The organism is Ancylomarina sp., from assembly GCF_041555295.1.
In the GTDB taxonomy this organism is placed as follows: Bacteria; Bacteroidota; Bacteroidia; order Bacteroidales; family Marinifilaceae; genus Ancylomarina.
On record NZ_JBFFKR010000080.1, the window covers coordinates 1 to 13,120 of the forward strand.

The 13,120-nt window shown below is 37.1% G+C and carries 7 protein-coding genes and 1 tRNA gene; 4 read left to right on the plus strand and 4 right to left on the minus strand.

The features are described from left to right. The first annotated feature begins 132 nt into the window (after positions 1-132). On the plus strand, positions 133-2,151 hold the full coding sequence (locus ABY905_RS07900; protein WP_372642302.1) for an alpha amylase C-terminal domain-containing protein: 2,019 nt from the start codon (positions 133-135) through the stop codon (positions 2,149-2,151). A 129-nt stretch (positions 2,152-2,280) separates the two neighbouring features. Next, the gene (locus ABY905_RS07905) at positions 2,281-3,978 is read left to right on the plus strand and encodes an alpha-amylase family protein (protein ID WP_372642304.1); all 1,698 of its coding nucleotides are present in this window, start codon (positions 2,281-2,283) and stop codon (positions 3,976-3,978) included. Positions 3,979-4,173: 195 nt separating this feature from the next. On the opposite strand, the gene glgP is transcribed toward ABY905_RS07905, so the two are convergent. The 3 genes from glgP to ABY905_RS07920 form a co-directional block, all read right to left on the minus strand. Beyond that, positions 4,174-8,421 (minus strand): alpha-glucan family phosphorylase, encoded by a 4,248-nt coding sequence (glgP, locus tag ABY905_RS07910; RefSeq protein ID WP_372642306.1) that lies wholly within the window; start codon positions 8,419-8,421, stop codon positions 4,174-4,176. 176 nt (positions 8,422-8,597) lie between these two features. Beyond that, a complete protein-coding gene (locus ABY905_RS07915; protein ID WP_372642308.1) occupies positions 8,598-9,785 on the minus strand; it encodes a glycoside hydrolase family 57 protein in 1,188 nt (395 codons plus the stop codon). Between the two features lie 57 nt (positions 9,786-9,842). Further along, positions 9,843-11,135, minus strand: coding sequence for a glycosyltransferase family 4 protein (locus ABY905_RS07920; protein WP_372642310.1), 1,293 nt, complete (start codon positions 11,133-11,135; stop codon positions 9,843-9,845). A gap of 861 nt (positions 11,136-11,996) precedes the next feature. Here ABY905_RS07920 and ABY905_RS07925 point away from each other — a divergent pair. Then, the gene (locus tag ABY905_RS07925; protein ID WP_372642312.1) at positions 11,997-12,227 is read left to right on the plus strand and encodes a hypothetical protein; all 231 of its coding nucleotides are present in this window, start codon (positions 11,997-11,999) and stop codon (positions 12,225-12,227) included. Between the two features lie 65 nt (positions 12,228-12,292). Here the strand turns inward: ABY905_RS07925 and ABY905_RS07930 are convergent, their stop codons facing one another. Continuing rightward, positions 12,293-12,841 carry a hypothetical protein gene (locus tag ABY905_RS07930; protein WP_372642314.1) on the minus strand — a complete coding sequence of 183 codons (549 nt, stop codon included), beginning with the start codon at positions 12,839-12,841 and terminating at the stop codon, positions 12,293-12,295. A gap of 172 nt (positions 12,842-13,013) precedes the next feature. Here ABY905_RS07930 and ABY905_RS07935 point away from each other — a divergent pair. After that, positions 13,014-13,097 (plus strand) — tRNA-Leu (locus ABY905_RS07935). Positions 13,098-13,120 lie beyond the last annotated feature (23 nt).

Genomic DNA, 13,120 nt, shown 5'->3' on the forward strand with positions numbered 1-13,120 from the left:
AGCGATTCCATTTGGAGTCGCTATTTTTTTGATCTAAACATTTGTTTTTATGTTACTTGTCTGGCTGTATTTTAGTAACTTGGGTATCATGTGTTATCATCTGAAATCTAATACTCTAAAACTAACAGTTCAATGATCCAGCCCTTGAAACTCATACAGACCGACCCCTTTTTAGAGAACTATCAATCAAAAATCTGTGAAAGAAAACTTGCTGCAGAGCAAAAAGAAGCAGAAATCCTTCAAGGATTAAATTCCCTTGAGTCTTTTGCCAATGGTCACCTGTATTTTGGTTTACACAGAACCGAGGGTGGATGGGTTTTTCGTGAATGGGCTCCCAATGCTAACCAAATTTTTCTGGTTGGAGAGATGAATAACTGGCAGGATTCCGGTGAGTTTGAATTCGCCAGAAAGGAAAATGGCGTTTGGGAGTTGTTTCTGGATAAGTCAGTTCTTCAGCATGGAGATCTATATCAACTTTCGGTTTATTGGAAATCAGGTCATGGTCATCGCCTGCCATCTTATGCCAATCGGGTGATTCAGGATACTGGAACTTTGGCGTATAGAGCTCAGGTTTGGCAACCCGAAACAAATTATGTCTGGCAAAATGAGATGCTTATTCAAGAGCCTAAATCACTTCTCATTTACGAAGCCCATGTTGGCATGGCTACTGAAGAGGAAAAGGTGGGTAGTTTCGGTGAGTTCAGAAAAAATATTCTGCCAAGAATAAAGCAGGCTGGTTATAACACCATTCAACTGATGGCCATACAGGAGCATCCTTATTATGGTTCATTTGGATATCATGTATCTAATTATTTTGCCGTCTCATCCCGATTTGGCACACCCGAAGATTTAAAATCCCTGATTGATGAGGCTCATGGTATGGGTATTCGAGTAATTATCGATCTGGTGCATTCACATTCTGTGAAAAACGAAGATGAGGGCCTTGCCAATTTCGATGGCAGTGGTCATCAGTATTTTCACGAGGGTGATAGACGAATCCATCAGGCATGGGATTCCTTGTGTTTCGATTATGGTAAAAATGAGGTCTTACATTTTCTCTTATCCAATATTAAGTATTGGCTGAGCGAATTTCATTGCGATGGCTTTCGTTTCGATGGCGTGACATCCATGCTTTATTTGAATCACGGTTTGGAATGTGATTTCACGTCCTATGATATGTATTTCGATGGTGGACAGGATGAGGATGGGATCGTTTATTTGGCACTGGCGAATAAGTTGATGAAACAAATTAATCCGAATTCGATTTCAATTGCCGAAGAAATGAGTGGTTATCCGGGACTTGCTGCACCCATAACAGATGGTGGCTTAGGCTTCGATTACCGACTAGCTATGGGCATTCCTGATTATTGGATCAAGTTAATTAAGGATGTGAAAGAAGAGGATTGGAGCGTTGGAACCATGTTTTGGGAGTTATCGAATAAGCGGGTAGAAGAAAAAACGATCAATTACGCCGAGTCGCACGATCAGGCTTTAGTTGGGGATAAATCCATAATATTTCGTCTGATTGACAAGGAAATGTATTGGAATATGAACAAGGGGAGCCAGTGTTTGGCTGTGGATAGGGGTATTGCTCTTCACAAGATGATTCGTTTGATCACGCTTGCCTGTTCTGGTGGTGGTTATCTCAATTTTATGGGCAATGAATTTGGACACCCCGAGTGGATTGATTTTCCTCGTCAGGGCAACGATTGGTCATATAAATATGCCAAAAGACAATGGAGTTTGGCTGATAATAAGGATTTGCGTTTTGAGGGCTTAAATAATTTTGATCAGGCTGTGATTAAGTTAACCAATAATAAATTGAGACTTATCGAGAGCCTTCCGGTTTTGACTCAGCAAGACGAAACAAACAAGGTTTTGGCTTTTTATCGGGACAATCTGCTTTTCGTGTTTAATTTTAATACAACAGCATCATTCACTGATTATGAAATTCCTGTTCGCCCAGGGAAATATCAATTGGTATTGAGCTCCGATGCCGAAGTATTTGGAGGCTTTAATCGTGTTGATGCATCACAATTATACTATTCCAAAACCTTAGTACCAATGGCAAAGATTCACAAGCTTAGCTTGTATGTGCCTTCGCGTTGTGCTTTGGTTTTTGAACATATCCCTTCTAAGAAAGTGATTTGATTTGTTAGGATGATGTGCTGATATGAGGATTCAGTCAACTTTATTTAGATATATTTGAACAAGTAGGCTTATTCTTTTTAACAGTGTTCTATCTATTAAAAATTATTTTTAATAAGCGTCAAGAAAAATATGAAACCAATCATATACCAAATATTAACCCGCTTGTTCGGAAATACCACTGAGGATTGTAGGTTGAACGGAAGCCGCAATAGAAATGGGGTAGGTAAGATGAATGATGTCTCGGCAAAGGCATTATCTGAAATCCGTAAATTTGGGATCACGCATATCTGGTATACTGGTATTATCGAACATGCACTTGTCGAGGGGTATCCCGACTATGATATTCCTGATGGAAATCCTCTGCTTATTAAAGGTAAAGCAGGTTCACCCTATGCTATCAAAGATTATTACGATGTGAATCCTGATTTGGCCGTTGATGTAGGGAGACGAATTGAGGAGTTTCAAGATTTGATAACACGAACACATCAATGGGATATGAAAGTGATAATCGATTTTGTACCCAATCATTTAGCCCGAGAATATCATTCTGATAAAAAACCATATGGGATTGATGATTTTGGCAAGAATGATGATTGTTCTAAAGCTTTTGCTCAAAATAATAACTTCTATTATCGGCCCAATGAATATTTGGTCTTGCCCGATGAGTTGTTAAAAGAATATCCCCGGATCAATTATTATGAATACCCCGCTAAAGCAACAGGAAACGACATTTTCTCAGCCCATCTTTCCAAAAACGATTGGTACGAAACTGTGAAACTGAATTATGGTGTTGATTATCTGAATGACCGAAGCAAGCATTTTAATCCGGTTCCCGACACTTGGATTAAAATGGAAAAGGTGATTACTTATTGGGCAGCAATGGGGGTGGATGCTTTCCGTTGCGATATGGCTGAAATGGTGCCCGTCGAGTTTTGGAATTGGTTGATTCCTTTTGCGAAATCTAAATACCCGCAGTTGATTTTTATTGCCGAGGTTTATGATCCGAATCAATACGATAATTATATCGACAGGGGGAAGTTCGATTATCTGTACGACAAAGTTGGTCTGTATGATACCTTAAAAAGTGTGATTCAAGGGACGTGTTGGGCATCAGCTATTAGCCAATCATGGCAGGAGCTCAATGGCAAGGATGCACATATGTTACGATTCCTCGAAAATCATGATGAACAACGCATTGCTTCGCGCTATTTTGCAGGCGATCCGTGGAAAGCAATTCCGGCTATGATTGTGACGGCAACTCTTAATAAAGGGCCGGTGATGCTTTATTTCGGACAAGAACTTGGAGAGGCCGCTGAAGGCGTTTCGGGTTTTAGTGGGGATGATGGCAGAACCACTATTTTTGATTATTGGCGAGTGCCAGAGCATCAAAAATGGATGAATCGTGGCAAGTTTGATGGAGGGCAGTTGCGAGCATCTCAGAGGGAACTGAGAAACAGATATCGTGAGATCATCGCTATAGCCCAAAAGGATGCTGTTGTAAATGGTGAATTTTACGATTTAATGTGGTGCAATCCGCATTCAGATGAGTTCAACCATTCTAAGCACTATGCTTATCTGCGTCACTCAAAAAATCAAAACTTATTGATTGTTACAAATTTTGATGATAGAGATCGTGAAGTCAGGCTTCGGATTCCAGAGCATGCTTTTAAATTGATGGGGATAGATAGAAACACAAACTTAAGATTAGAAGTAAATGGAGCAAAGTTGGAAACGATCATTTGTGAGGAGTTTACTGAAAATGGAAAAGTGTTTGAACTGCCTAAATGGGGCTATTTTGTGTGTGAAATATCTGAGGTTAGAGAATGAGGGTTTTGCGTGGTTATTCTATTACAATATCTTAATTTTTTATTAGTAAGATCTGAAATTCTGTATTTTGCTTATTTAGCGATAATGAAAACGACTGAAATTATTTCCAGTCGTTTTTTAGCTAAAAGCCAATTGAAGATTTAAATATTATATGACGCTCATAAACCTCAATTCAATTCTATCAGATTTATGATTTTAAAGCCATCTCACGTAACTGAAATCTTGACGGTGAGGCAGATTCTTGTTTTTGGCAAACATTCTGAGTCCAAAATTGAAAACTCCAGCATCTTCAAGGGGTAGAGCAAGTTTATAGAAAGCCAAACTGTTGATTTTTTTGTCAAGTACCAGCTCTCTTTTCTGTATTTCTCCTGGGTTCTCCGGATCAATAACCGATTGGAGTACCAGTTCAACACCTATAGAATCATTTATAAGTTCTTTTAAATCTAACACAACTTCGATGTTGTAGCTTTCGCCAGCTATAAATTGATTTTTTTGTGTATTAGGCGTATCTACCGAAACGACTTCGATCTTGTCCCAATGTTTTAGTATGTGTAGTTTCCATTTCGTTAAGTCTTTAACTATTTGATAGTCGTTCTCCTTCTGTTTATTAACCCTTTCAAACATTTTAGAATAGAATTTATCGCTATAGTCATCAATCATACGTTTGGTTGTATAATGTGGCGCAATTTCAGCGATACATTTCTTAATGTATTGAATCCATTTTATAGGTAATTTGCCGTTTTCACGATCGTAGAATAAAGGAATGATTTCAGTCTCAAATATATTGTAAATGGTCTGTGAATCTAATTGATCCTGGAAATCCTGATTTTCGTATGTTTTTTTCTCTGTGATGGCCCATCCTGCCCCTTCTTTGTAGCCTTCGAGCCACCAGCCATCGAGAACACTAAAGTTAAGAACGCCATTCATCACTGCTTTTTCGCCCGATGTGCCTGATGCCTCAAGAGGTCGGGTGGGGGTGTTCATCCAAATATCAACCCCTTTTACCAGACGTTTACCAAGCACAATATCATAATTTTCTAAAAATAGGATTTTGCCTCTAAATTCAGGTTGACAGGAAATTTGCACGATCTTTTGAATTAAATCCTGACCTGCTTTATCAGCGGGGTGAGCTTTACCTGCAAATATAAATTGAACAGGACGCTCTGGGTTATTTAAGAGTTTAGACAACTGGTTCAGGTCGCTAAATAATAAATGTGCTCGTTTGTAGGTTGCAAAACGACGGGCAAAACCTATGGTTAAAGCATTTTCATCAATCGATTCAATGATAGCAAATGTTTTGCATGGATCTTCGTAAGAACGAATCAAGCTTTTCCTGTACCTAGCTTTTATATAATTGATTAGTTTTTTTCGGAGGATTGTGCGAATTTCCCAAATTTTCTCGTCGCTTACATCGTATATCTTTTTCCAATGTTCAGGGTTTGATTGATCCTTAATGAAATTCTCTGAGAATTTTGATTCGTAAAGCGAACGCCACTCTTTAGCAGTCCATGAAGGATAATGTACACCGTTGGTCACGTAGCCTATATGTAACTCTTCTGGAAAATATCCTCCGTAAAGATTGTTGAACATTTGCCGCGATATTTTTCCGTGTAGCCAGCTCACCCCATTCATTTGATGAGAGGTGTTGGCAGCCAGGTTACTCAATGAGAATTTTTCGTTGTGGTCTTTAGGATTCACCCTTCCTAAAGCCAAGAATTGTTCCCAATTAATTCCAAGTTGTAAGGGAACATAGGGAAGATAATATCGAATCATCCCTTCATCGAATGTGTCGTGACCCGCCGGCACCGGTGTATGAGTTGTGAACAACGAGGCTGTACGTACAATTTCAAGCGCTTGGCTAAACGAATGGGATTGGCTTGTTAGTTGTATTAATCGCTCAATATTTATCAAAGCTGCATGCCCTTCGTTACAATGATATAAATCAGGCTGAATATTGAGGGCGTTAAGCGTTCTGATGCCACCAATTCCCAATACTATTTCTTGTTTGATTCGATTGTCCCAATCACCACCATAAAGCTGATGTGTAATCACTTTGTCTTCTTCCGAATTAGCTTCAGTATCAGTTTCCAATAAATAAAGAGGAACGCGTCCCACATCTACTCGGAATATTTTTGCGACCACCCTGTGATTTGCAAGTTCAATGCCAATCGTTAAGGGGATTCCTGATGAATCTCTCATCAGGGTCATTGGCATGTGAGTGAATTTTTGTTCTTCGAGAGTCACTTGCTGCTCTCCATTTAAGGACAAACTTTGAGTGAAATAGCCAAATCGGTACATAAAACCGATACCAACCATATTGAAATTTGAATCGCTGGCTTCTTTTAAGTAATCACCAGCCAAAATGCCAAGACCACCTGAATATATTTTAAGATTTTCGTTCAAGCCATATTCCATACTGAAGTAAGCAATTTTTGGTTGATCTTCATCTGGTTTTATGGCCATGTAATCTTTGAAATCCTGATAAACGCGCTTGTATTCAGTTATAAAATTATCATCATTAATCAATTCCATTAGGCGTTTACTCGATACTTGTTTTAAAAGAAGTATGGGATTCATATTGCATTTTAACCAAAGTTCATGGTCTATGGTCTTGAATAATTGTCTGGCATTTTGATCCCATGACCACCACAAATTCATCGAAAGCTCATCGAGTCCTTTGATTGATTCAGGTAGATTCGATCCAATAAATAACTTTCGCCAGTTCAATTGATTGTTTTTCGGGATTCCCAGTTGTTGGTTTAAGTCGTCGAAGTTTATGTCGCGATTTATAATGTTTTGATTCACATTATTTCGGATGGCAATTTTGTAGGCTTGATGATAATACTTGATGAAATTCTTCCATAGAGCTTTCTTTGAAAAATTCTGGGCTTTGTTTCGAATTTCCTGTAAATCTGTAGCTGAGTTCTTCGAAAAGCTTAGAATCGAATGACTCAGATTTTCCACTAGTTCGAGAGAATTGGTATCTGTTCGTTCCAAAACTTCAACTCCGTTATAGTCTAAATGGCGACCATTTGTTTCGTTTATCCATTTTCCAAATCCTGCCAAAGTTGTGGTGATAGTGGGCACTTTAAATGCCATACTCTCAAGAGGTGTATAACCCCAGGGTTCGTAATATGAAGGAAAAACGGTTAAATCCATTCCCACAAGTAAGTTGTAATATGATAGATTGAAAATACCATCATCACCATTTAAATAAGTTGGGCAAAGAATCACCTTAACTTTATCGTCTGCTGAATTATTTAAACCTAATTTTTGTATATCATTAAGAATGGAATCGTGATTGGGATAGTGTAATTCATGTGTGATATAGGGTGATGACAGGTTCTGATTGTTGCTTGTATTTGCTATATTTTCAATTAAATCTTGTCGGGGACCTTTCTGATCGCCTGGAATTAATAGATAGGCTACGATTTCTCGATTAAGGCTTTTATTTTGGTTGATTTTGGCTAAGGACTCTAAAAAAAGGTCAATGCCTTTATTTTTGTACTCGTAACGACCACTGGTTCCAATAAACAAGGTATCTACTGAGAGCTGATGTCCAACCAAAGCTTCGGTAACCATTTTTAATTTTTTTTGTGCCAAACTTCGTTTTTCCTCAAGTTCATTATCAGGTGGCACTATGTTGTTTTCAAAACCATTTGGGGTAATAATATTGACTGGACGACCGTAAAACTGATGACATTCGCGTGCAGTAATCCGGCTTACCGTAGCCAGGCAATCAGCCGTATTCGCAGCTGCTTTTTCCAGTGAGCATTTCGATTCAACATGGTATTGTTTTGCTTTTAATTTCGCATCAAAATGGGACAAGTTGTCGTATAATTTCTCGTAATTACTTGATAGTACCCGGCCCATCATGGTGGCATGTGTGGTAAACATGGTGGTAATTTTCGGAGAGTTCATCTCAAGATAAAGACATCCCGCTCCTGACATCCATTCGTGGAAATGAGCTAAGGGGATATCTGAGTCTGATAAATGAGAATTAATAAAATTCTCTATCACCATACCACTGGCATAACCAAAAAGAGCAGCTTCTACAAATTCCCATTCAGCATTAAGAGATTCCAACTTATAAACTTCCCAAAGGCGGGTTAAAATTTCATCTTTCCGAGGAATTAAGCTTTTAAAATCGATAAGTATGGCCATAGGATTTCCATGAATCAACCAACGACCGATTTTAATATTTAAACCTGCGGCAGCCATTTGAAGCCTCCATTCTTTGAATAGAGTCAGATCCTCTTCAAATTCGTGGCAGGGATTGTTTTCATTCCAGAAGTCTGGACCAATATAGATGACCTTATCTCCAAAAGCTTTTTTTAAGGATGCTGCTTTTGTTGAAATAACAGTATGTATGCCTCCAACTTTATTACAAACTTCCCAACTAACTTCAAAAATAAAATTTGGTTTTGTTTTTATCTCAGCCATAAATTGTCTTCTTAAAAGTTATCCATAAAAAATTAAATACTGATTTGTTAAAAGCAGCTTGCTTTCAGGCCATTAATAGCTTTTTATTGATTTTGTAATAGCACTTATTTGTGTTGTATTTGGTAAGGGCATATCATCGTTAATGAAACTTACGCTGGCCTTCATGTAAATTTTATTTAAGATTTCGATGTCATTTTTTGTGTGTCCTTTTCTTTCAGGCAAATTTTGAAATCACTTAGTATATTCATATAGTTGATAAATGCCTCGTATGGCGATTCATATGGATTGATATGGCTATTTGCAGCAGGATTTGTACACATAAAATAGAAGTGATCTGATGCTTGCAAAAATCGCCAATCTTTTTTTAGGCGTTCATCGTTTGTTTTTAAAATAGCCTCTTGCAATTCATACAGTTTATTATAGGCTTCATTTTGAATATGGTTGCCCAACCAGGGTGACAGATCTTGTTTATCATTAACGCAGGCAATAGGGATCGGAATGTGCACGTCTGAAACAGCCACATAATTTTCTACAACTTCGGATACTTTATTAAATTGGAATCCTGTGTCTCGTATAATAGATTCAGGTAAGTGTCTTAAAAATTCAAATATCCCTCTTTCTTTAAGATGATGCTCTCCGAAGGTTTCATAGTCAATGAAAATATTTACGATTTGTTCTTTATCATCAAGCTTGTTGAGATTGTCAACAAACTTCTCGGTAGTTAATCCGCTATCAAAAGTGAATCGTAATGCAATATCATTACTGAGTTTATAATTTCTCATCAGGACTTTAAGTCCGGGGCTGATGGGGTTACTATACAGATAGTTTGGGCTTTTCCATCCCAAAATATGTTGGGCACCTTCAACTAAAATCCCTTTGAAGCCAAGCTCTGCTATGGTTTCGCCAATCTTATCGGAATAAATGAGTGCTGTATTTTTGAAAACCTGAGGTTTTTGTCCAAAAAGATTTTCTATGCGCTGAGCGTGTGACTTAATTTGCTTGGAGAATTCAGCTTTATTTTTGAGTGAAACCAAAGAGTGTGAATCGGTTTCTGCTAAGAATTCAACGTAACCGGTAGTTGCCAGTTTTTGGAAGCTTTCAATGACTTCGGGGGTATAGATTTCGAATTGATCCAGTGCTAAGCCGGAGATTGAAAAGGATAGTTTAAATTTTCCCTTTTGTGCTATTAGTAAATCGTACAGAATGGCATTGGCTGGTAAATAACATGTATCTGCAAGCTTTCTTATAAAGCTTTCATTGGTGTAATCGTCATAATAGTAATGCTCGTTACCAATATCAAAAAAACGATATTGTCTTAGTCTTAGTGCTTGGTGTACTTGGAAACATAAACAGAGAGCTTTCATATTTTTTTTGTTTACTTGTTCGTATTTCTAAAAAGTTAAGCAGTTTTCATTCTGTAATCAGGATGCCCTAATGGCTTTTTTATAGACATCATAAACATTGAGTGCTGAGTTTTCCCATTTTAAATCATCAACTTCAGCTCGACCACATTCTTTAAACATGGCTGGAAGTGTATCGTAAGTTATAATGCCATAAATGGCATCGGCTATTGCATCAATATCCCAATAGTCAAATTTGGCTGCATAATTTAGAACTTCCGAAACGCCTGATTGTTTGGATATAATGGTTGGTACATTGGATTGGATGGCCTCTAATGCTGAAATGCCAAAGGGTTCCGATACAGAAGGCATCACGTAAACATCACTTAGATGGAACATTTTAAATACATCTTTACCTCTCAAAAATCCAGTGAAATGGAATTTATCTGCTATACCGAGTTGAGCAACACGATCAATCATCTTCTCAAGCATATCGCCATTTCCTGCCATCACGAACCTGACATTATCGTTTTTTTGTAAAACTTTATAAGCTGCTTCTACAAAATATTCGGGTCCTTTTTGAAATGTAATACGCCCCAGAAAAGTCACAATTTTTTCCTTTACACCTTTCTTGGTTTCGTTTTTTTCTTGCAGATTATGTGTGTCAACAGCATTGTAAACGGTAGTGACTTTATTAGGATTTTGCCCGTATTTATCAATTACAATTTGTCGGGTTCTATTGCTGACCGTAATAATCTGATCGGCTGCATCCATACCCATTTTCTCTAGGTCGAAGACTTTAGAATTCACAGTCTCGCCACTGCGGTCGAATTCGGTTGCATGAACATGAATGACCAATGGTTTGCCGGAAACTTCTTTTGCAGCAATACCTGCAGGATAGGCTAACCAGTCATGGGCATGTATCACGTCGTGATCATTCTCGAGACTGATAGCAGAAGCGACATAGGCATATTTGTAAATTTCTTCGATGAGGTTTTCATCATAAGTGCCTGTAAAGTCAATTTTCCCTTCTGAACTAACATTTAGTAAACGTCCTTTTCCAGGAAGCTCTTTACTCATGAAAGTATATTGCTTTTCAGGGTTATTGTATGGAATGAGGGTGGAACTAACTTCGAGATATTTATGTTTTTGTTGAAATTTTTCAATCTGTTCCTGAACTCGAGTTATTGTGGTATTATTGGCTCCTATCAATTTCACAGTATTGCCCTCTTCGTCGCCATATGCTTTGGGAACTACAAACACAATATCAATATCCTTAATTTTAGACATGCCTTTTGTAAGACCAAAGCAAGCTGTGCCTAAACCACCCGAAATATGAGGTGGAAATTCCCATCCAAACATTAATACTTTCATAATGATAGTTTAGTTTAAACTAATGGGTGTATAGGTAGAAGAGTATTATTGTAAATATTATATAACAGTTTTTTTGTATGTATATATTAATACGTTTTTTTGAAAAATCAGATCTTAAAAATCTAGATCAATCCAAGGTTTAAACTGTTTTGCTCAGCTGTAGCATAAAGTTATTGAAAAATCACTAGAAGAAATAATTAAATGTCCTTAATGGTCTGATTATGATAATGCTAGTGGTGCTTTGTTTTTTTTTTTTGATTATTTATCTATAGTTGTGTTTAGCTATAATTAAATAATATGTCAGATTCAACTTGTGCTATATGTTGTATTTGTTGAATGGGTAGGGCTTTCTTAAAATACATTTTAAAATTAGTTAGTAGTCATAATTTAAAATTAAAAATATTTCACATTTCTCATCATTTTTGGACTGTGAGTGGACAGTATGTTTTTTAGTAAGGTATTTTTAAGATATGGACAACTCGAAATAGAGCCTACAGATACATACTCGAATGGGCTGCTAAGTCGTGTTATGTATTTTTGAAGGTGGCTTTTATTTCATGCGAGCGTTTGTTTAATGTTGAGCTAATTGCATGTTCTATTTACGCTGGATTATAGTGTGGATAAATTCTTGAAGCATTTGTTAGATATTCTAGTTAATGTGCCTTCTAACTAAAGTTTATTTCTAGAATAAATTAAGGACGCGATTCCCTTAGGAGTCGTTTTTTTTTTGCAGTAGTTGATTTTATTAAAGAAAAAAATCTCGATTAAATTATCTTTTTATAACATAAAGGCCTAACTTGCAGGGAGTAACCTATTTTTATATGTAATAAATCTGATCCAAACTTAATCAAATTCGACAAAATGAATCAACAAACCGAAAAATTAGAATTAATTGAATGGCTTGTAAAACAAAGTGATTCGAACGTAATTGAAAGTATTAAAAAGATTAAAAGTGAGCACATTAATTCCTATCAGGAAGAAAGGGTATTAACTCACGAAGAAAGGTGTCTTCTTTATAGGATTCAATTTCTGGAAGGACGAAGTCCTAAAGAGCAGGATGAATGCCGTGAATTCTATGAGCAATATTTGTAGAAAGCAAAAAACGCCTGATCATTAGATCAGGCGTTTTTGTGCTTTGTAAAAAGAGAATTAATTCTCTAAATTTTCACCCCATTATTGTGAAGAATGGTTTTAACCTCACTACCTAGCTCAGAATAGATGAGACTAACTTGTGCATTCACCTTTTCATTATCGATATCAAGTAGTCCTAAAAGAACATAGGCCGAACGGGCATCATTCAAATCATCTTTAATTAGCTCCAACAGAATTTTGGTGCCAGAGATAGCTTCTTTGTTTGAGATAACCGATAGATTGATAAAGAATTGGCTGGCTGTACGAATGATATTGGCATCCTCCTCAACGTGAATGAAAGGAAATAGGGCCATAATCGCCTTTGTGTTCTTTTTTCTGATGTTGGCACTAATAGCCGTCATCATTTTAGTACGATCAGTGGTTGAACTGTTGGCCATGAGGAACTCATACATTTCGAAAACGGTGAGTATCATGTTTTTATTCTGAGATTTCCCGTAAAGCATGAAGGTTCTGAAGCACATTGCCTGTAATTCAGACTTGTTTAAATCATTCCATTTCTCTTTTTGAAGGGCTATTTGATCGAGATAGCTATAGTCTTGTATCTGTTCTGACATATCGAATAAATTATAATATGGCACAAAGATATAAAAAGCCTTGAAAGCACCTTTGAGCTTAAGCTTTGAAAATCAGTTTTTGATGAATTATCATTTTTTTTTTATTTGAATTGACTCTCTTATTCCTTTGCATATAGAACATATTTATTACTTTTGTTGTCACGCAAAACAAGCCCAGGTGGCGAAATTGGTAGACGCGCCAGCTTGAGGGGCTGGTGGCCTTTTGGTTGTTCGGGTTCGAGTCCCGATCTGGGCACAAGAAAAAAGCTTTACAAATCA